Source organism: Streptomyces sp. L500 (genome assembly GCF_054551825.1).
This window is the reverse complement of sequence record NZ_JBTOLC010000019.1, coordinates 79,717-100,099: the sequence shown is the minus strand read 5'-3', so window position 1 is coordinate 100,099 and position 20,383 is coordinate 79,717. Positions and strand designations below refer to the sequence as shown.

The window sequence follows — 20,383 nt, the reverse complement described above, 5'->3', positions numbered from 1 at the left end:
CGGGCCCCCGCGCCTACGTCAGCCGTACCGGGTTGACCACGTCCGCGATCAGCACCAGCAGCGTGAAGCAGACGAAGATGCCCGCCACCACGTACGCCACCGGCATCAGCTTCGCCACGTCGAACGGGCCCGGGTCGGGGCGCCGGAAGACCTTGGCGACGTTCCGCCGGACCGACTCCCACAGCGCGCCCGCGATGTGCCCGCCGTCCAGCGGGAGCAGCGGCAGCATGTTGAAGAGGAACAGGGAGAGGTTGAAGCCGGCGACCAGGAAGAGCATGGTCGCGATCTGCTGCGACGGCGGGATGTCGAGGTTGAACACCTCGCCGCCCACCCGTGCGGCGCCCACCACGCCCATCGGCGAGTCCGCCTTGCGCTCGCCGCCGTCGAAGGCCGCGTTCCACAGGTCCGGGATCTTGCCGGGCAGGGCGATCAGCGACTCCACGCCGGACTGGACCATGTCGCCCATGCGGTCGACGGACTGGCCGAAGGACTGCTGGACGACGCCCGTGGCCGGGGTGAAGCCGAGGAAGCCGGCGGTGACGTACTCGCCCTTGACGGGCGCGCCCTTGCCGTCGTACTTCTGCACCTGGTTGGAGATGAGGTTGGCGCTGAGGGTCTTCTCGGCGCCGTCGCGGACGACGGTGATCGTGGCCGGTCCGGTGGTCTTGCGGATCTCCTTCTGGAGGGTGGTCCAGTCACCGATCCGGTGGCCGTCGAAGGCGACGATCCGGTCCTTGGGCTGGAGGCCGGCCGCCTTGGCCGGTGAGTCCTTGGCGCCCTTGGGGCACTTGTCGGTGGCGGCGCTGGCGGAGACCACGCAGTCCGAGACGGCCGAGACGGTGGTCGTCTGGGTGTTGACGCCGAAGGACATCATCACGCCGAGGAAGATCGCGACGGCCAGGACCAGGTTCATGAACGGTCCGGCGAACATCACGATCACGCGCTTCCAGGGCTTGCGCGTGTAGAACATCCGGGTCTCGTCGCCCGGCTGGAGCTCCTCGTACGCCGCCGAGCGGGCGTCCTCGATCATGCCGCGCCACGGGGAGGTGGAGCGGGCGCTGATCCGGCCGTCCTCGCCGGGCGGGAACATGCCGATCATGCGGATGTAGCCGCCGAGCGGGATGGCCTTGACCCCGTACTCGGTCTCGCCCTTCTTCCGCGACCACAGCGTCGGCCCGAAGCCGACCATGTACTGCGGCACCCGGATGCCGAACATCTTCGCCGTGGACAGGTGCCCCAGCTCGTGCCAGGCGATGGAGAAGAGCAGGCCCACCACGAAGACGACTATCCCGAGGATCGTCATCAGTGTCGTCATGCGCGGGCCTCCGAGGTCGCTTTCGCCGTACGGCCGCCCGTGCGGGCCGCCAGTTCACGGGCCCGGGCACGGGCCCAGGTCTCCGCCTCCAGGACGTCCGAGAGGGTCAGGCGAGTTCCCACGGCGGGGGTGCCGTGCTCGGCGACCACCTCGGCGACGGTGTCCACGATCCCATTGAACGGCAGATGTCCGCTCAGGAACGCGTCGACGCACTCCTCGTTCGCGGCGTTGAAGACGGCCGGGGCCGTCCCGCCGAGCGTACCCACGTGCCGGGCCAGGCCCACGGACGGGAAGGCCTCGTCGTCGAGCGGGAAGAACTCCCAGGTGGATGCCTTGGACCAGTCGAAGGCGGGGGCCGCGTCGGGCACCCGTTCGGGCCAGCCCAGGCCGATGGCGATGGGGCCGCGCATGTCCGGCGGGGTCGCCTGGGCGAGGGTGGAGCCGTCGGTGAACTCCACCATCGAGTGGACGTACGACTGCGGGTGGACGACGACCTCGATGCGCTCGAACGGGATGTCGTAGAGCAGGTGCGCCTCGATGACCTCCAGGCCCTTGTTGACCAGGGTCGCGGAGTTGATCGTGATCACCGGGCCCATGGACCAGGTGGGGTGGGCCAGGGCGTCCTTCGGGGTGACGGCGGCCAGCTCGGCCTTCGTCCGGCCGCGGAAGGGGCCGCCGGAGGCCGTGACGACCAGCTTGCGGACCTCGGCGCGGGTGCCGCCGAGGAGGGCCTGGAAGAGCGCGGCGTGCTCGGAGTCGACCGGGATGATCTGGCCGGGCTTGGCGAGGGCCTTCACCAGCGGCCCGCCGACGATCAGCGACTCCTTGTTGGCCAGGGCCAGGGTGCGGCCCGCCTCCAGGGCGGCGAGGGTGGGGGCCAGGCCGATGGAGCCGGTGATGCCGTTGAGGACCGTGTGGCACTCGCTCCGGGCCACCTCGGTGGCCGCGTCCGGGCCCGCCAGGATCTCCGGCAGCGGCTCGGTGCCGTAGCGGGCGGCCAGCGCCTCGCGCAGCGCGGGCGCCTTGTCCGCCCGTGCGACGGCCACCGTGCGGACCCGCAGTCTGTGCGCCTGCTCCGCCAGGAGGTCCACCCGCCCGCCGGCGGCGGACAGCGCGGTCACGGTGAACCGCTCGGGGTTGCGCAGCACCAGGTCGATGGCCTGGGTGCCGATCGAGCCGGTCGAGCCGAGGATCACGATCTCGCGCGGGCCGTCGTGATCGCGGCCGGGAGCGGAGTAACGCAGGTGGGGGTCAGCGAGGCAGTCCGTCATCCCCCCATTGTGGCCGTACCGCCGGTGCGCTCCGACAGGGGCGTCCGGCGGTACGGCGCAATCGGCCCGGTACCCGTCAGCGGATCGGGCGGTGGACGTTCTCCGCCTTGGAGGGGCCGGGGGTGGCGTCGGCGATCCAGGGGCCCTCGCCGCTGGGGTCGACGATGCCGCTCTCCAGCCACTCGTACGAGCCCGCCAGCACCCCGGAGACGACCTTGCGGTCGAGGTCGTCGGTGTTGGTCCACAGCCGCCGGAAGAGCTCCTCCACCCGGATGCGGGACTGCCGGCAGAAGGCGTCGGCGAGCTGGTACGCCTCGCCGCCGTGCTCGCCGCGCAGCCGCAGGTGCTCGGCGCGGACGCAGGCGGCGCTCATCGCGAAGAGCTCGGCGCCGATGTCGACGATCCGGCCGAGGAAGCCCTGCTTGGTCTCCATGCGGCCCTGCCAGCGGGACATGGCGTAGAAGGTGGAGCGGGCGAGCTTGCGCGAGGACCGCTCGACGTACCGCAGATGGCCGGAGAGGTCGCGGTGACCGGCCGGGTGGAACTCGGAGTACGTGCGCGGCAGCGCTCCGGGGCCCGCGACGAGCTTGGGCAGCCAGCGGGCGTAGAAGCCGCCGGCCCGGGCGCCGGCCCGGGCCTTGTCGCCCAGGGACTTGTCCGGGTCGATGAGGTCGCCGGCCACGGACAGGTGGGCGTCGACGGCCTCGCGGGCGATCAGCAGGTGCATGATCTCCGTGGAGCCCTCGAAGATCCGGTTGATGCGCGAGTCGCGCAGCATCTGCTCGGCGGGGACGGCGCGCTCGCCCCGGGCGGCGAGCGAGTCGGCGCTCTCGTAGCCCCGGCCGCCGCGGATCTGGACCAGCTCGTCCGTCATCAGCCAGGCCATCTCGCTGGCGTAGAGCTTGGCGAGGGCGGCCTCGATGCGGATGTCGTTGCGCTCCTCGTCGGCCATCTGGCCGGACAGGTCGACGATCGCCTCCAGGGCGAAGGTGGTCGCCGCGATGAAGGAGATCTTCGAGCCGACGGCCTCGTGCTTGGCGATGGGCTTGCCCCACTGCTCCCGGGCCGAGGACCACTCGCGGGCGATCTTCAGCGCCCACTTGCCGCTGGACGCGCACATGGCCGGGATGGACAGCCGGCCGGTGTTGAGGGTGGTCAGCGCGATCTTCAGGCCGGCGCCCTCGGGGCCGATCCGGTTCGCGGCGGGCACCCGCACCTGGTGGAAGCGGGTGACGCCGTTCTCGATGCCGCGCAGGCCCATGAAGGCGTTGCGGTTCTCCACGGTGACGCCCTCGGCGGCCGCCTCGACGACGAAGGCGGTGATGCCGCCCCGGTGGCCCTCGCTCTTCGGCACCCGCGCCATCACGACGAGCAGGTCGGCGACGACGCCGTTGGTCGTCCACAGCTTCACGCCGTCGAGGACGTAGCCGTCGCCGTCGGGCACGGCGCTCGTGGCCAGCCGGGCCGGGTCGGAGCCCACGTCCGGCTCGGTCAGCAGGAAGGCGGTGATGTCCGTGCGCGCGCAGCGCGGCAGGAACTTCTCCTTCTGCTCCTGCGTGCCGAACAGCTTCAGCGGCTGGGGCACGCCGATCGACTGGTGCGCGGAGAGCAGCGCGCCGACGACGGGGCTCGCGGAGCCCACGAGGGCCAGGGCCTTGTTGTAGTAGACGTGGTTGAGCCCGAGGCCGCCGTACTTGATGTCGATCTTCATGCCGAAGGCGCCGAGCTCCTTGAGCCCGCCCACCGTCTCGTCGGGGATCTTCGCCTCGCGCTCGATGCGCGCGCCGTCGATCCGCGTCTCGCAGAATTCCCGGAGCTTGCCGAGGAACTCCTCGCCCCGCCGGACGTCGTCCGGCGCGGGGGTGGGATGCGGATGGATCAGATCGAGCCGGAACCGGCCGAGGAAGAGCTCCTTGGCGAAACTGGGCTTCTTCCAGTCCTGCTCGCGCGCCGCTTCGGCGACCTGGCGCGCCTCGCGCTCGGAGACCGGTCGTACGGATGGTGCGGTCATCTGGCACCTCACCGCGTGAGTCGGGTCGAAAAGTCCGGTCGACTACCGACCGGTGCTACTCGTCCGTATGTACCTACCCGATCCGGACCCGCTCTACCAGCCCCCGCGCAAGACGGGTCGGCCGTCCCCCGGGCGGGGGACGGCCGACCCGTCTTCTCGATGTCTCGGAGGTCTCAGAGGTCGAGGCCGGTGAGCACGAGCACCCGCTCGTAGGTGTAGTCGTCCATCGCGTACCGCACGCCCTCGCGGCCGACGCCGGACTGCTTGGCGCCGCCGTACGGCATCTGGTCGGCGCGGTAGGACGGCACGTCGCCGATGACCACGCCGCCGACCTCCAGCGCCCGATGGGCGCGGAAGGCGGTCTGCAGGTCGTGGGTGAACACACCGGCCTGGAGGCCGTACGGGGAGTCGTTGACGGCCGCGAACGCCGCGTCCTCGCCCTCGGCCTTCGAGATGGTCAGGACCGGGCCGAAGACCTCCTCGCAGGCGATCGTGACGCCGGCGGGGACGTCGGCGAGCACGGTCGGGGCGTAGGTCGCGCCGTCGCGCTTGCCACCGGTGAGCAGCGTGGCGCCCGCCGCGACGGCCTCGTCCACCCAGGACTCGACGCGCTTGGCGGCGTCCTCGCTGACCAGCGGGCCGACGTCGGTGGACGCGTCGGACGGGTCGCCCGTCACCTGCGCCTCGACGGCCGCGACGACCTTCGGCAGCAGCCGCTCGTACAGCGAGGCGTCGGCGATGACGCGCTGCACGGAGATGCAGGACTGGCCGCCCTGGTAGTTGGAGAAGGTGGCGACGCGCTGCGCCGCCCAGTCCAGGTCGGCCTCGGACGACCAGTCGGCGAGGACGACGGCCGCGCCGTTGCCGCCCAGCTCCAGGGTGACGTGCTTGCGGGGCACGGAGTCGAGGATCGACCAGCCGACCGGGCCGGAGCCGGTGAAGGAGATGACGGGCAGGCGCTCGTCCTTCACGAGGGCGGGCATCCGGTCGTTCGGGACCGGCAGGACGCTCCAGGAACCGGCGGGCAGGTCCGTCTCGGCCAGGATCTCGCCCAGGACGAGGGAGGAGATCGGGGTGGCCGGGGCGGGCTTGAGGATGATGGGGGCGCCGACGGCGATGGCCGGGGCGACCTTGTGGGCGCTCAGGTTGAGCGGGAAGTTGAAGGGCGCGATGCCGAGGACCGTGCCGCGCGGGACGCGGCGGGTCAGGGCGAGGCGGCCGGTGCCGCCGGCGTCGGTGTCCAGGCGCTGGGCCTCGCCGGCGTTGAAGCGGCGGGCCTCCTCGGCGGCCCAGCGGAACACGGAGACGGCACGGCCGACCTCGCCGCGGGCCCACTTGATGGGCTTGCCGTTCTCGGCGGAGATCAGCTGGGCGATCTCCTCGGTGCGCTCGGCGAGCCGCTTGGCGACGTGGTCGAGGGCGGCGGTGCGGACGTGCGCGGGCGTGGCCGCGAACTCGTCGCGCACGGCGTGCGCGGCGGCCACGGCCTCCTCGACCTGCGCCTCGGTCGGCACGCTCACGGTGCCGACGAGACGGCCGTCCCAGGAGTTCGTGACGTCGAAGGTCTCCTCGCCGGTGGCCTCACGGCCGGCCAGCCAGAACGCGATGGGAGCGGTCACGGGTTTCCTCCGGGGGTGCGGATGACTTGGGGCTCCCTCACCGTAGGCGCGCGGCGCGCGCTGGTCGTTTGTCCGTGGTGGAGCGCGGGGGGATGGCGGTGCGCCACTGTGGCGGGGTGGGTTCGGCTAGTGCGACGGCCCCGTCGTCGCCTTCAGCGCCAGCCAGAGCTCCATCCGCACGTCCGGATCGTCCAGCGACCGCCCCAGGATCTCCTCCACCCGCCGCATCCGGTAGCGCAGTGTGTGCCGGTGGACGCCCAGGTCGGCGGCGGCCGCGTCCCACTGGCCGTGGCGGGCGAGCCAGGCGCGCAGGGAGGCGACCAGGTCGCCGCGCCCGGTGGCGTCGTGCTCGTGGAGGGCGCGCAGCAGCCCGTCCGCGAAGGCCCGCACCGCGTCGTCGGCGAGCAGCGGCACGACCGAGCCGGTCGCGACCTCCTCGTGCTCGACGAGGGCGCGACCCCGGCGGCGGGCGACGGACAGGGCCGCTTCCGCCTGGTGGAAGGCGGTCCCGGCGCCCGCCGGGCCGGCGGGCGCCGAGAGGCCGACGGCCACGCCGGGCTCCGCGCCCCCGTCCCGCTCCGCGGCGGCGGCTCCCCGCCGCGCCTCGACCGTACGGGCGTACGCGACGCACGCCGCCACGGCCGCCCCGCCGTCCCGGGCGAGGACGACGACGCGCTCGCCCTCCGGTACGACGAGCACCGGCTCGGCCGCCCGGCTCGCCGCGGTCTCGGCGGTGTCGGCGAGCGTGCCGAGCTCGCCCTCCGGGCCGGTGTCGGCGGCCTCCGCCACCAGCATCCGGAAGGGCTCGTCCAGCAGCGCCCCGTACAGCTCCCCCGCGACCGCCCGCGCGTGGCCCGGCTCGTCGGCGAGCAGCATCCGCAGCACCGCCGCGCCCAGCCGCGCCTCCGCGTCCTGCAGGGCGCGCGAGCGCTCGGTGGTCAGGGTCAGGAGGGCGACGGCGGAGTTGACGGCGTAGCGCCCGGCGGTGCCCAGCGGCGCGTCCGTGCCCACGGCGAGGACGCCGCGCGTGCGGCGGCCGGAGCCGAGGGACTGGAGCTCGACGCGGTCGCCGCCCTCCGCCCCGGCGGCGTCCGGGCCGAGGACGGCGCTGGCGGGCGCGGGCCGCTCCCGCAGCCGTTTCACGTCGGGGCCGAGCCGGGCCGCGCGGCGGGCCGCCCACGGGGGCGCGGCGGCGACGACGGCGCCGGAGGCGTCGTAGAGCGCGGCCCACCCGCCGAGGTGGGCGGCGAGCCGGGCGAGGAGGGCGGCGGGGCCCTCGGGGGCGAGGGCGGCGCGGGTCAGCTCGCGCTGGGCCTCGAAGCCCGCCGTGACCGCGTGGTACTGGTCGGCGGCGGCCGCCGCCGAGACGGCCTTGGTGATGGCGAGGAAGGGGGTGCGGCGGGGCACCTCCAGCAGCGGCAGGCCCTCCTCGGCGGCCGCCTCGACGAGGGCGCCGGGCACCTCGTCGTAGTTCACCCCGACGGCGAAGCCGAGCCCCACGACCCCGGCGCGGACCAGGCGGCGCACGTACCGCCGCATCTCCTCCCGGTCCGCCGCGTCGATCTTCATCGCGGTGATCAGCAGCAGTTCCCCGCCGTCCATCCACGGCACGGGGTCGGCGAGCTCGCTGACGTGCGCCCAGCGGACGGGCGTGTCCAGCCGCTCCGCCCCGGCGAGCACGGTGAGCCTGAGCGCGGAGTGGTTGACCAGAGAGGCGAGCGTGAGGGGCATGGAACCTTCGGACGGGCGGTGCGGGGAGGTGCCGTCCCGTATGAACGGCCCTGACCGATTCTGCCTCAGTGGAGCATTGCGCAGAAAGCGGAAACCCGGTGGCGCCCCGAAGGGGCGCGGGACAGTGCCGATACGCGGCTACCGCCGCGTGGGCGCGACCGGCCACAACGCGCCCGCGGATGACAAGCCGGAAATCCAGCGGAGCGCTCAACGCTCCAGGTCGATCAGGACGGGGGGCGCGCTGCCGCCCCGCACCGACGTCACGGACAGCACCGCGTGCCCGGCGGGCACGCCGTGGGCCAGCTCGGAGGCGGACCAGCGCTCCCGCTCCACCTTGCGGACCGTCACGGACTGGGCGGTGACGGCCCGACCCGTGATCACCCGGCGAACGACATGGGTGACGCGCGTGAGCGGCTCGTGGGCGATGACCTGCCGGTCGGTGACGTCGCGGGTCTCCACCCATTCCTTGCCCCAGACCTCCGCGAAACGCGCCCCGTCCCAGGTGGTCACCCCGGAGAAGGCCATCCGGCAGCCGACGGAGCCCAGCAGGGCGCTGCGCAGCGCCTCGGGTACGTCGTCGAGGGTGCGCAGGGTGAGCACGGCCCCGGCGTGGGCGGAGCGCAGCCGCGCCAGGCCGCGCACGGACTCGGGGGTGACGGTGTGGGTGGCGTCGTCGAGGACGAGGCAGGCGAACAGCGAGCGGTCGGCGCGGCCGGCGGCGCACTCGGTGAACTGGGCGAGGATCAGCCGGGCGAGCATCCGGGACGCCTCGGCGTGGCCGCGCTCGGGCAGGTCGATCCGGACGCGCAGCGGGTGTTCGAGCGTCCGCAGGGAGAAGGCCCGCCCGCTGCGGGTGGTGTCGAAGAAGCCGGCGAAGGCGGGCCGGTCGAGGAGGGCGAGCCGGTCGGAGAGGAGCGGCCCGGGGTCGCCGGGCCGTCCCGCCTGGCGCTCGCGGGCGTCCAGTTCGCGGACGAGCGCGTCCTGTCCGCGTGCCGTGAGGGCGGCGCGCAGCGCGCCGGTCGCGGCGGCGGAGCCGTCGAGGAGGTCGCGCAGCTCGGGGACGGCCGGGAAGCGGCCGTGGGCGGCCCGGAACGGGCCGAGGAGCTGGGCGAGGGCGGTGGCGGCCCGGCGGCCGTCGCCGCCGGGGAGACCGGCGACGATGTCGCCGACGAGGCCCTCGGCGAGGACGGCGGCGGCCTCGTCGGGATCGTCCGTGCCGCCGTACAGGTCGAGGTCGTAGGCGGAGTCGGGGCGGCCGATCCGGACCACGACGTCGAAGGCGTCGTCGGGGGCGAGCCCGGCTCCCGCCGCCGCGACGGCGACGACCGCCGTGCGCCCGGCGAGCGCCTGCAGGCACAGCGATTCGAGGACGGGCCGCACCAGCCGCGCGGACTTGCCGCAGCCGGGCGGCCCGACGGCGAGCAGGGAGGTGCCCAGCAGCGTGGGGTCGAGGGCCGCGCCGGCGCCCCGGTGGTCGTAGGGGTTGCGCTCGTCGTCGGTGGCGGTGCCGATGCGGACCTGGCGGGTGACGAGGTCGTGGACGGCGGCGCGTGCGGGCAGGTCGCGGGCCCCGGAGGGGTGGGCGCAGGCGGCGGCGCCGTGCTTGACGACGGCGTCGGTGAAGGCGGCCAGCCGGTCGGGCCGGACGCGCGCGGCCTCCCAGGCGCGCCCGATGCGGGCGTGGTCGACGTCGTTCATCAGCCCGGCCCTGGCCTCCGCCGCGAGCCGGTCGGCGGCGGCGCCCGCCCCCGAGGCGCGCAGCCGGGGCCACTCGGCGGGGTCCTCGCCCGGCGCGGCGGGAGCGGTGGGCGCCGCGTCACCGGAGTCGTCCCACAGGCGGCGCAGGGCGGGCACGGCCCAGCGGCGCCACACCTGGGGCCAGCGGCCGAGGCGGCCGAAGACGACGAGGAGGACGAGTCCGACCAGCGTGTAGTAGCCGTAGACGACCCAGACGGCGAGCATGCCCTCCTCCCGCCAGGAGTCGGGCGTCAGCGCGAACAGCGGCCAGATCCAGTAGTGGCCGAGGTAGCCGTTCCACAGCAGGGACCACAGCAGCCAGCCGCACAGCAGGGAGATCACCGCGCTGCTGAGCAACTGCCGGCCGGGGATCCGGTCGGGCTCCTCCGGCGGCCTGGGCCGGTGGCCGAACGTCCACACGCCGGGCGCGGCGTCCGGGCGCGGGGTGCGCAGCCAGGACAGGAACGGGGCGCCCGCGCCGCCGTCGGCCCGGGGCTCGGCGTCCGGTCGCGGCGGCACGGCGGACTCGAGCGGCACGGCCGACTCGACGGGCGGCGGCACGTGCGGCCCGACGGGCGGCGGCGTGTGTTCGGCGGGCGGCGGCGCCGGCGGCTCCCCGGGCGGGCCCGCCTGGCGTGGCGGACGGCCCCCCCGCGCGCCGGGCGTCCCGCGCCCGCCTCCCGTGGTCTCCTCGGTGTCCCTCACTGCCCCTCGCCCCCAGCCGGCCGTCGCGCCGCGCGTGCCTGAAGTCTCCGACCGGCCCAATCTAGTGGGACACCATGTCCGATACGGACAACCGGACGCGCGCACTTCTCCCGATCGGAACATGCCGCGCCCCGGCCGCCGCACCTAGCCTGCGACCAAAAGCCCGTACTTTCCCCCTGGAGCTCGTCATGACCGAACTGTCCGGAGGCGCCGCCCTCCCCCAGGAGCGCCGCGTCGTCACCGCGATCCCCGGCCCCAAGTCGCTCGAGCTCCAGGCCCGCCGCCTCGACGCGGTCGCGGGCGGTGTGGGCTCCGTCCTGCCGGTGTTCACCGCGCGCGCGGGCGGCGGCGTCATCGAGGACGTCGACGGCAACCGCCTGATCGACTTCGGCTCCGGCATCGCCGTGACCTCGGTCGGCGCCAGCGCCGAGGCCGTGGTGCGCCGCGCCGCCGCGCAGCTCGCCGACTTCACCCACACCTGTTTCATGGTGACCCCCTACGAGGGTTACGTGGAGGTCTGCGAGCAGCTCGCCGAGCTGACCCCGGGCGACCACGCCAAGAAGTCCGCGCTGTTCAACTCGGGCGCCGAGGCCGTCGAGAACGCCGTCAAGATCGCCCGTGCGTACACCAAGCGCCAGGCCGTCGTCGTCTTCGACCACGGCTACCACGGCCGCACCAACCTGACGATGGCGCTCACCGCCAAGAACATGCCGTACAAGCACGGCTTCGGCCCGTTCGCGCCCGAGGTCTACCGTGTGCCGGTGGCGTACGGCTACCGCTGGCCGACCGGCCCGGAGAACTGCGGCCCCGAGGCCGCCGCCCAGGCCATCGACCAGATCACCAAGCAGATCGGCGCCGAGAACGTCGCCGCGATCATCATCGAGCCGGTGCTGGGCGAGGGCGGCTTCATCGAGCCGGCCAAGGGCTTCCTCCCGGCGATCGTGAAGTTCGCCAACGACAACGGCATCGTCTTCGTCGCCGACGAGATCCAGTCCGGCTTCTGCCGCACCGGCCAGTGGTTCGCCTGTGAGGACGAGGGCATCGTCCCGGACCTGATCACCACCGCCAAGGGCATCGCGGGCGGTCTGCCGCTGGCCGCCGTCACCGGCCGCGCCGAGATCATGGACGCGCCGCACGCGGGCGGCCTGGGCGGCACCTACGGCGGCAACCCGGTGGCCTGCGCCGGTGCCCTGGGCGCCATCGAGACCATGCGCGAGCTGGACCTCAACGGGAAGGCCAAGCGCATCGAGGAGGTCATGAAGGGCCGCCTCACCGCCATGCAGGAGAAGTTCCCGGTCATCGGCGACATCCGCGGCCGCGGCGCGATGATCGCGATCGAGCTGGTCAAGGACCCGGCGACCAAGGAGCCGAACCCGGCGGCCGCCGGCGCGCTCGCCAAGGCCTGCCACGCCGAGGGCCTGCTGGTCCTCACCTGCGGCACCTACGGCAACGTGCTGCGCTTCCTGCCGCCGCTGGTCATCGGCGAGGACCTGCTCAACGAGGGCCTCGACATCATCGAGGGCGCGTTCGCGGGTCTGTGACCCGGCTGTGAGCCCGCCGTGGGCTCCCTGCGAGCCGGTTGTGAGCCGGTGAAGAACCTGTGCGGGGCGGGTGGTGGACGGGTGATCCGACTATCGGATCGCCCATCCCTGCCGTACGGTTTCTTCAGATGAGTGAAACACCCCGTTCGCAGGGGACTGCGGACGACGCCGTACCGTCGCTTCCCCAGCGCCGGCCCGGCCGTGCCTTCGCGCACAACACCGGAGCCCTCGGCTCCGGACATCCTCACCGATCGGACGGTCGCCCGCCCCATACCCCCCGGGGCGCGCGGTCCACCGGACGGACCGGCGGCCCTGGAACTTCCCCCCCTGTTCCGGGGCCGTCGGCGTACGCGCTCCCGGTGGTGTGCGTCCTCCTGTTCGCCCTCGTCACCTGGCAGGTCGCCGCGCACGGGCCGCTGCGCGCTCTCGACGAGCGACTGGGACGCACGGTCGTGGACGCCGGCGCCGTGCCGTCGGGGCTCGCCGAGCTGCTGGCCGATCTGGGCAACACGGTGGTGGCGGTGCCGGTGCTCCTGGCGGCCGTCGCCTTTTCCGCCGTGCGCGGGCGGCGGTGGCGGCCTCCGGTGGCCGCCGCCCTGGCGATGGTGGCGGTGCCCTTGCTTGTCGTCCCGCTGAAGTGGTGGATCGGGCGGGCGGGGCCGCCGGCGATGGGGTCCGGGCCGCACGACGGGTTCTTCCCGTCGGGGCACGCTGCGACGGCGGCGGTGGCCTATGGGGCGGCGGCGCTTCTTCTGTTCCGTACGTGGTGGTGGGTGGCGCCTTATGTGCTGCTCAACGTCGGGGTGGGCGTCGGGTTGGTGCGGCAGGGGTATCACTGGCCGCTGGACGTGGTCGGGGCGTGGTGCCTGGCCGGGGTCGTGCTGTGGGTGCAGGCGCCCCGAAGGGGCGCGGGACTGTGTCGATATGCGGCTACCGCCGCGTGAGCGCGACCAGCCACTGACGGCCCGCAGTCGCATGACCGCGAGCAGAGCGCTCAGCTGTCGAAGCCCAGGCCCAGCCTGTCCATCGCCCGCAGCCAGACGTTGCGGCGGCCGTCGCGGTCGGCCCGCGTCATGGCCCACTGCGTGATGCCGATCCCCACCGACCGCACCGGCTCCGGCGGGAACGGCAGCGGTCTGCTGCGCACCATCTCCAGCTCTGTGCGCTCGGTGCGCGCCCCGGAGAGCAGGTCCAGCATGACGTCCGCGCCGAAGCGCGTCGCGCCGACGCCGAGGCCCGTGAACCCCAGCGCGTAGGCGACGCGACCACCGTGCGCGGTGCCGAAGAAGGCGGAGAAACGCGAGCAGGTGTCGATGGCACCGCCCCAGGCGTGCGAGAAGCGCACCCCCTCCAGCTGCGGGAAGCAGCGGAAGAAGTGCTCGGCGAGGCGCCGATAGGTGGCCGGGTGGTGGTCGTACTCGGCCCGCACGCCGCCGCCGTAGCGGTAGACGATGTCGTAGCCGCCCCACAGCACGCGGTTGTCCGCCGTCAGCCGGAAGTAGTGGAAGTGGTTGGCGCTGTCGCTGAGCCCCTGGCGGCGGCGCCAGCCGACGGAGGCCAGCTGCTCCTCGGTGAGCGGCTCGGTCATCAGCGCGTAGTCGTAGACGGGGGCGATGTACGGGCGGAGCCGTCTGACCAGCGAGGGGAAGGCGTTGGTGCCGAGCGCGGCGTGGCGGGCGAAGACCCGGCCGTAGGGGGTGCGGACGGCCAGGGAGGCACGGCGGGAGGACAACTCGGTGCCGGGGGTGTACTCGTAGATCCGCACGCCGAGGCCGAGGCAGGCGCGCCGGAGGCCCCAGGCGAGCCTGGCGGGGTGGAGCATGGCGACGCCGGTGCGGTTCCACAGGCCGGCGAGGAAGGTCGGGGAGTCGGCCTCGGCGCGCACGGCGTCGCGGTCGAGGAAGGTGTGGCCGGTGACGCCGAGGGCCGTCGCCCGCCCGGCGGCCTCGCGGAGCTCCTGGACCTGGTGGGGTGCGGTGGCCACGTCGATCTCGCCGGTGCGCTCGAAGTCGCAGTCGATGCCGTGGCGGGCGAGGGTGGCCTCGATGCCATCGAGGTTGCGGTGGCCGAGCTCCTCCAGCGTGCGGAGCTCGGCGGGCCAGCGGGCGTGGCCGTTGGCCCAGCCGTGGGTGAGGGAGGCGGCGCAGAAGCCGCCGTTGCGTCCGGAGGCGGCCCAGCCGGTCCGCTCGGCCTCGATGAGGACGACGTCCCGGCCGGGGTCGCGCTCCTTGGCCAGGAGCGCGGTCCACAGGCCGGAGTAGCCGCCGCCGACGACGAGCAGGTCGCAGTGCTCGTCGCCGACGAGCGCGGGGAGCGCCTCCGGCCGGGAGGGGTCGTCGAGCCAGTAGGGACGGGGAGTTGCGTCGGAGAGCGCTTTCGTGGGGTTCATGGCGGCGACGGCCATGGTTCTCAGCTCCTTCGCGGGCGTCTCCCGACGAGCTGGCCGACGAGGACGCACAGCACGGCGATGGCGAACATCGCCGTTCCGATGACATTGATCTGGACGGGTGTGCCCCGTTGCGCGGATCCCCAGACGTACATGGGGAAGGTGACGGTCGAACCGGCGTTGAAGTTGGTGATGATGAAGTCGTCGAACGAGAGCGCGAAGGAGAGCAGCGCTCCGGCGACGATGCCGGGGGCGGCGATGGGCAGGGTGACCTTGCGGAAGGTCTGCCAGGGGGTGGCGTAGAGGTCCTGGGCGGCCTGTTCGAGGCGCGGGTCCATGCTCATCACGCGGGCCTTGACGGCGGTGACCACGAAGCTCAGGCAGAACGTGATGTGGGCGATGAGGATGGTCCAGAAGCCGAAGCTGACGCCCATGTTGAGGAAGAGGGTCGCCAGGGAGGCCGCCATGACGACCTCGGGCATGGCCATCGGCAGGAAGACGAGGGTGCCGGCCGAGGAGCGGGCCCGGAAGCGGTAGCGGGCGAGCGCGAAGGCGATGGCGGTGCCCAGCAGGGTGGCGCCGACGGTGGCCCACAGGGCGATCCACAGGCTCAGCGAGAGCGAGCCGCACAGGTCGGCGACGCCGCAGGGGTGGGTCCAGGCGTCGGTGGAGAAGCGCTGCCACTGGTAGTTGAAGCGGCCGTTCGGCTTGTTGAACGAGAAGACCGTCACCACGACGTTGGGCAGCATCAGGAAGGCGAGGGTGGCCAGCCCGGCGATCACGACCAGGTTGCGGCGCAGTCCGCGCGCGAGGCGGTTCAGAAGTGCCATCAGACCAGTTCCTCCGTCCCGGACTTGCGGATGTAGACGGTGACCATGGTGAGGATCACGGCCATGAGGAGGAACGACAGGGCGGCGGCCGTCGGGTAGTCGAGGACGCGCAGGAACTGGGACTGGATGACGTTGCCGATCATCTTCTGGTCGGTGGAGCCCAGCAGTTCGGCGTTGATGTAGTCGCCCGTGGCGGGGATGAACGTCAGCAGGGTGCCGGCGACGACGCCCGGCATGGACAGCGGGAGGGTCACCTTGCGGAAGGTGGTGAGCGGCCGGGCGTAGAGGTCGCCGGCGGCCTCGTGGAGGCGGCTGTCGATGCGTTCGAGCGAGGTGTAGAGCGGCAGGATCATGAACGGCAGGAAGTTGTAGGTCAGCCCGCAGACCACGGCGAGCGGGGTGGCGAGCACACGGTGGCCCTCGGTCACGCCCAGCGCGTCGGTGACGGCGAGGACGTGCAGCGCGTCGAGGGCGCGGACGACGGGGCCGCCGTCGGAGAGGATCGTCTTCCAGGCGAGGGTGCGGATCAGGAAGCTGGTGAAGAACGGCGCGATGACGAGCACCATCAGGACGTGGCGCCAGCGGCCCGCGCGGAACGCGATGAGGTAGGCGAGCGGGTAGCCCAGCAGGAGGCAGAGCGCGGTGGCGGTCGCGGAGTAGGCGACGGAGCGCAGGAACTGCGGGTAGTACTCGGTCAGCGCGTTCCAGTAGGTGGCGAAGTGCCAGGTGACCTTGAAGCCCTCTTCGAGGGAACCGGTCTGTACGGAGGTCGAGGCCTGGTAGACCAGGGGGGCCGCGAAGAAGACGAGCAGCCAGAGGACTCCGGGGAGCAGCAGCCAGTAGGGGACGCGCTTCCTGCGGAGGACGGCCTTGTGGAGGGCGCCGTCGGCCGGGGGTGCGGGAGGGTGGTCGGTGGCGGTCGTCATCATCACGTGCCCGCCTCTCGCGCGTCGGTGCCGAGCTCGACGACGTCCGTGCCGGCGTCGCCCAGCTTTCCGGCGGACACGGCCTGGTTCGCGTCCAGGCCGAAGCCGTGGTCGGGGTTCCAGTGCAGGACGACGTCGGCGCCGGGGACGAGGCGCGGGTCGCGCTCGATGTTCTGCTCGTAGACGGACAGGCCGGGCGCGGCCGGGCTGTCGACCAGGTACTGGGTGGAGACACCGATGAAGCTGGACTGGGCGATGCGCCCGGTGAGGCGGTTACGGCCGTCGGGGATGGTCCCTGCGTCGTCGGCGTGGGTGAGCGTGATCTTCTCCGGCCGTATGCCGACCAGCAGCTTCCCGCCCACACGGGCGCCGGCTGTACATCGTGTCCCCGGAAGGGTGAGTTTGGTATCGGAGACCCGCAGAAGGACGTCGTCGCTCGCGGTGCCGACGACGTCGGCGGTGATGAGGTTGGACGTGCCGAGGAAGTTGGCCACGAAGGTGGTGCGCGGGGTCTCGTAGAGCTCGGCGGGGGCGCCCATCTGCTCGACGCGTCCGGCGTTCATGACGGCGACCGTGTCGGCCATGGTCATGGCCTCCTCCTGGTCGTGCGTGACGTGGATGAACGTGATGCCGACCTCGGTCTGGATGCGCTTGAGCTCCAGCTGCATCTGGCGGCGCAGCTTGAGGTCCAGGGCGCCGAGGGGCTCGTCGAGGAGGAGGACGTCCGGGTGGTTGATCAGCGCGCGGGCGACGGCGACGCGCTGCTGCTGGCCGCCGGAGAGCTGCTGGGGCTTGCGGCGGGCGTAGTCGCCGAGCTGGACGAGGTCGAGCATCTCGTCGACCTGTTTACGGACGGACTTCACGCCGCGCCGGCGCAGGCCGAAGGCGACGTTCTCGTAGATGTCCAGGTGGGGGAAGAGCGCGTAGCTCTGGAAGACGGTGTTGACGGGCCGCTTGTACGGGGGCAGCGCGGTGACGTCCCGGCCGCCGAGCTCGACGGTGCCGGTGGTGGGCTCCTCCAGGCCGGCGATCATGCGCAGCGTGGTGGTCTTGCCGCAGCCGGAGGCGCCGAGCAGGGCGAAGAAAGAGCCCGCGGGCACGGAGAGGTCGAGCGGGTGCACGGCGGTGACGTCGCCGTACGCCTTGCTGATGCCGGTGAGGCGGACGTCGGTGCCGTTGCTGCCTGTCGTGGCGAAAGCCGTCATGGTCGTGGGTCCAGGGGGGTCGTGGGGAGGACGCAGAACACGTAACAGTGACACACGATGCGGTGTGGTCTCATACGGGCCATGCCGTGCGCGGGCTCTCGACGGGCTCTCGCGGTGCCGGATCGTCGGTCCATCGCGCACTCCTCACCGGGCCCAGACATCGGGGCGGGTGTGGTTCCCACGGGACAGGTTGCCGATCCTGGCAGATCAATCGGCTTGCGACAAGGGATTCCGTCGCCATGATTTGACGGGACGACGGATTCGGTGCGGCCCTCGCGGTGGCCGCCCTGCCCCGCGCGGGGCCGTTGTCAGTGGCCGTCGCCACACTGGTACGGGTAGGGAACGGGGAGGAAACAACATGATCACGTCAGGTGCGGATGTCGCCGACGGGCCGCGCTCGGTCGAGGAGCTGACGGCTGCCGTGGCTCGTGGTGAGCGGCCGAAGTACGTGTATTTCTGGGGGCACCGGCCGCGCCGGGACGGCTCGGTGGGGCCCGGCTGCTTCAGCCAGTGGTGGCCGTCGCCGTTCACGGTGGACGGGACGGTCTACGCGACGGCCGAGCACTGGATGATGGCCGGCAAGGCGCGGCTGTTCGGGGACGCGGAGGCCGAGGCCCGGGCGCTCGCGGCGGGCCATCCCAAGCAGGCCAAGGACGCGGGCCGGGCGGTGCGCGGCTTCGACGAGGAGGTGTGGCGTCGCCACCGCTTCGCCCTGGTCGTCGAGGGCAGCGCGCACAAGTTCGGGCAGCACCCGGAGCTGAGGGAGTATCTGCTGGGCACCGGGGGCCGGGTGCTGGTGGAGGCGAGCCCGCTCGACCGGGTGTGGGGCATCGGCCTGGCCGCCGACGACGAGCGGGCCGGGGATCCGGCCCGCTGGGACGGGCTCAATCTGCTGGGCTTCGCCCTGATGGAGGCGCGTCAGCGGCTGGCGGCGGGAACCAGCGGCCCCGCGGGGCCGGGCGGCACCGCCATATAGGCGCCGTAGGTGGCGTCGTCGGGGTTGTCGTCCCCGGCCGGGTCGGTGCCCCCGCGCACCCCGAGCGTGATGAAGACGACGAGCATCGCCGCCGTCAGCAGCAGCGCCACGCCGCCCAGGATCAGCCCGGCCAGTGCCTGGCCGCCGTTGTTCGCCTCACCGGTGTTGGCCTTGGCCCGGCCGATCGCCCCGAAGACGATCGCCATCACCCCGATGACGACGCCGAAGACGATGGTCCAGCACGTCAGCACGCCGAGGATGCCGAGCACGAGGGAGGCCACGCCGAGCCCGTTGTTGGGCACCCGCCCCGCGTGCGGCCAGCCCTGCCCGTAGCCCGGTGCGCCCCAGCCGTAGTGGCCGGTGCCGTAGGCGGTCTGCCCGTAGGGACCCTGGACGTACGGCCCGGCCGCACCCGGCACGCCATAGGGTGCCCCCGCCTGCGGCGGAACACCGGCCTGCGGGTAGCCGTACGGCCCCGGCGGATACCCACCCGGGGTGCCCGGCCCAGTAGGCGCGAGCGGCACGGGCGGCACGCCCCCCTCCGGGGGCGCGAGCGGCACGGAGCCCTGCCCCGAGGACACGGGCGGCATGGCACCCGGCTCCGGGGCGGCCGGTGCCATCGGTGGCATGGGCGACGCGGCCGGTGTCACGGGAGGCCCTGCGGTCGGTCCCGGGGCAGGCAGCGTGGCGGGGATCCCGTCGGCCGGCTCCGGCGGGGGCGGCGCGGCGGAGGCACCGGCGGCAGGCCCGTCAACAGGCAGTCCGGGAGCGGACTGTCGGGGAACGGCCTGTCCGTGGGCGGCCTCGCCGGAGACGGACGGGCCGGGAACGGCCTGTCCGGGAACGGGCCCCGCGGGCGGCGGCACCGGCGGGGTGCCGGGCTTGTCGAGCGGCACTCGCCGCTCCGGCGGAGCCCAGGGGTCACCCTCCCGGTGCTCCCGCTGCGCCTGCGCGTCGTCCTTCTCGGGCATGGCCCTCCCCACTCGATACCCCGTCATGCTAAGGCCTGAGCACAGCCGCGGCGGCATCCGTGCATACGATGATCGGCACGCCGTTGACCCGGACGGACCGAACGACCCGAGCAGCCCTGGAGGCCCGCATGTCCCCACTCGACTCGTTCATCGCAGGGCTCCCCAAAGCGGAGTTGCACGTCCACCACGTGGGGTCGGCCTCCCCGCGCATCGTCGCCGAGCTGGCGGCCCGGCACCCCGACTCCCCCGTGCCCACGGACCCCGAGGCGCTCGCCGACTTCTTCACCTTCCGTGACTTCGCGCACTTCGTCCAGGTCTACCTCTCCGTCGTCGACCTGATCCGCGACGCCGAGGACGTCCGGCTGCTGACCTTCGAGGTCGCCCGTGACATGGCCCGGCAGAACATCCGCTACGCCGAGCTGACCGTCACCCCCTACAGCTCCACCAAGCGCGGCATCCCCGACGTCGCCTTCCTGGAGGCCATCGAGGACGCCCGCAAGGCCGCCGAGTCGGAGCTGGGCGTGGTGCTGCGCTGGTGCTTCGACATCCCCGGTGAGGCGGGCCTGGAGGCGGCCGAGGAGACCGCCCGGATCGCCTGCGACCTGGGCGCCGACGGCCTGGTCTCGTTCGGTCTCGGCGGCCCCGAGATCGGGGTGCCCCGGCCGCAGTTCAAGCCCTACTTCGACCGGGCGATCGCCGCCGGCCTCCACAGCGTGCCGCACGCCGGCGAGACCACCGGGCCCCGGACGATCTGGGACGCCCTCACCGAGCTGCGCGCCGAGCGCGTCGGCCACGGCACCAGCGCCACCCAGGACCCGAGGCTGCTGGCCCACCTGGCCGAGCACCGCATCCCGCTGGAGGTCTGCCCCACCTCCAACCTGGCCACCCGCGCGGTGACCGACCTGGAGCGGCACCCCGTCAAGGAGATGGTCGCGGCCGGTGTGCTGGTGACGATCAACAGCGACGACCCGCCCATGTTCGGCACGGACCTCAACACCGAGTACGCGGTCGCCGCCCGACTGCTGGACCTGGACGCCCGGGGCGTCGCGGCGCTCGCCCGGAACGCCGTGGAGGCGTCCTTCATGGACCCGGCGGGCAAGGCCGCGCTGGCCGCCGAGATCGACGCGTACACCGCCGCCTGGCGCGGCTGACGCGCCCG

General features: G+C 73.2%; 15 protein-coding genes. 4 read left to right on the top strand and 11 right to left on the bottom strand.

What is annotated here, in order from left to right:
* Window positions 1-13: 13 nt before the first annotated feature.
* The 6 genes from ACX9I7_RS19255 to ACX9I7_RS19230 form a co-directional block, all read right to left on the bottom strand.
* Window positions 14-1,315, bottom strand: a complete 1,302-nt coding sequence (locus ACX9I7_RS19255; protein WP_189451048.1) for a M50 family metallopeptidase — start codon at window positions 1,313-1,315, stop codon at window positions 14-16.
* A complete protein-coding gene (gene dxr, locus ACX9I7_RS19250) occupies window positions 1,312-2,586 on the bottom strand; it encodes a 1-deoxy-D-xylulose-5-phosphate reductoisomerase (protein ID WP_189451050.1) in 1,275 nt (424 codons plus the stop codon). The genes ACX9I7_RS19255 and dxr overlap by 4 nt, the downstream gene beginning before the upstream one ends.
* A gap of 76 nt (window positions 2,587-2,662) precedes the next feature.
* A complete protein-coding gene (locus tag ACX9I7_RS19245) occupies window positions 2,663-4,597 on the bottom strand; it encodes an acyl-CoA dehydrogenase family protein (protein WP_459388001.1) in 1,935 nt (644 codons plus the stop codon).
* A gap of 173 nt (window positions 4,598-4,770) precedes the next feature.
* Window positions 4,771-6,216 carry an aldehyde dehydrogenase family protein gene (locus tag ACX9I7_RS19240; RefSeq protein ID WP_189451054.1) on the bottom strand — a complete coding sequence of 482 codons (1,446 nt, stop codon included), beginning with the start codon at window positions 6,214-6,216 and terminating at the stop codon, window positions 4,771-4,773.
* A 126-nt stretch (window positions 6,217-6,342) separates the two neighbouring features.
* Entirely contained in the window at window positions 6,343-7,947 is a 1,605-nt protein-coding gene (locus ACX9I7_RS19235; RefSeq protein ID WP_459388000.1) for a PucR family transcriptional regulator, read from the bottom strand.
* Window positions 7,948-8,154: 207 nt separating this feature from the next.
* Window positions 8,155-10,221, bottom strand: coding sequence for a type IV secretory system conjugative DNA transfer family protein (locus tag ACX9I7_RS19230; RefSeq protein ID WP_459387999.1), 2,067 nt, complete (start codon window positions 10,219-10,221; stop codon window positions 8,155-8,157).
* A 356-nt stretch (window positions 10,222-10,577) separates the two neighbouring features.
* Here ACX9I7_RS19230 and gabT point away from each other — a divergent pair, with 356 nt between their 5' ends.
* Both gabT and ACX9I7_RS19220 read left to right on the top strand, forming a co-directional pair.
* Window positions 10,578-11,930: a 4-aminobutyrate--2-oxoglutarate transaminase gene (gene gabT, locus ACX9I7_RS19225; RefSeq protein ID WP_189451059.1), complete on the top strand. Its 1,353-nt coding sequence runs from the start codon at window positions 10,578-10,580 to the stop codon at window positions 11,928-11,930.
* A gap of 359 nt (window positions 11,931-12,289) precedes the next feature.
* A complete protein-coding gene (locus ACX9I7_RS19220) occupies window positions 12,290-12,874 on the top strand; it encodes a phosphatase PAP2 family protein (protein WP_459387998.1) in 585 nt (194 codons plus the stop codon).
* Window positions 12,875-12,924: 50 nt separating this feature from the next.
* Here ACX9I7_RS19220 and ACX9I7_RS19215 read toward each other — a convergent pair whose 3' ends face one another.
* The 4 genes from ACX9I7_RS19215 to ACX9I7_RS19200 are packed head-to-tail and all read right to left on the bottom strand — an operon-like array spanning window position 12,925 to window position 17,277.
* Complete coding sequence (locus tag ACX9I7_RS19215; protein ID WP_459387997.1) at window positions 12,925-14,334, bottom strand: NAD(P)/FAD-dependent oxidoreductase; 1,410 nt, start codon at window positions 14,332-14,334, stop codon at window positions 12,925-12,927.
* A gap of 5 nt (window positions 14,335-14,339) precedes the next feature.
* Window positions 14,340-15,146, bottom strand: a complete 807-nt coding sequence (locus ACX9I7_RS19210) for an ABC transporter permease (RefSeq protein WP_358630477.1) — start codon at window positions 15,144-15,146, stop codon at window positions 14,340-14,342.
* Window positions 15,146-16,075, bottom strand: coding sequence for an ABC transporter permease (locus tag ACX9I7_RS19205; protein ID WP_387567255.1), 930 nt, complete (start codon window positions 16,073-16,075; stop codon window positions 15,146-15,148). Before ACX9I7_RS19205 ends, ACX9I7_RS19210 begins: the two co-directional genes overlap by 1 nt.
* Window positions 16,075-17,277, bottom strand: a complete 1,203-nt coding sequence (locus ACX9I7_RS19200; protein WP_387565593.1) for an ABC transporter ATP-binding protein — start codon at window positions 17,275-17,277, stop codon at window positions 16,075-16,077. The genes ACX9I7_RS19205 and ACX9I7_RS19200 overlap by 1 nt, the downstream gene beginning before the upstream one ends.
* Window positions 17,278-17,635: 358 nt before the next feature.
* Between ACX9I7_RS19200 and ACX9I7_RS19195 the strand changes: the two genes are divergently transcribed.
* On the top strand, window positions 17,636-18,253 hold the full coding sequence (locus ACX9I7_RS19195) for an NADAR family protein (RefSeq protein ID WP_387565596.1): 618 nt from the start codon (window positions 17,636-17,638) through the stop codon (window positions 18,251-18,253).
* Here ACX9I7_RS19195 and ACX9I7_RS19190 read toward each other — a convergent pair.
* Entirely contained in the window at window positions 18,196-19,224 is a 1,029-nt protein-coding gene (locus tag ACX9I7_RS19190; protein WP_459387996.1) for a DUF4190 domain-containing protein, read from the bottom strand. The two genes, ACX9I7_RS19195 and ACX9I7_RS19190, sit on opposite strands and share 58 nt — an antisense overlap.
* Before the next feature lie 128 nt (window positions 19,225-19,352).
* Here ACX9I7_RS19190 and ACX9I7_RS19185 point away from each other — a divergent pair, with 128 nt between their 5' ends.
* Entirely contained in the window at window positions 19,353-20,375 is a 1,023-nt protein-coding gene (locus tag ACX9I7_RS19185) for an adenosine deaminase (protein WP_459387995.1), read from the top strand.
* The last annotated feature ends 8 nt before the right edge of the window (window positions 20,376-20,383 follow it).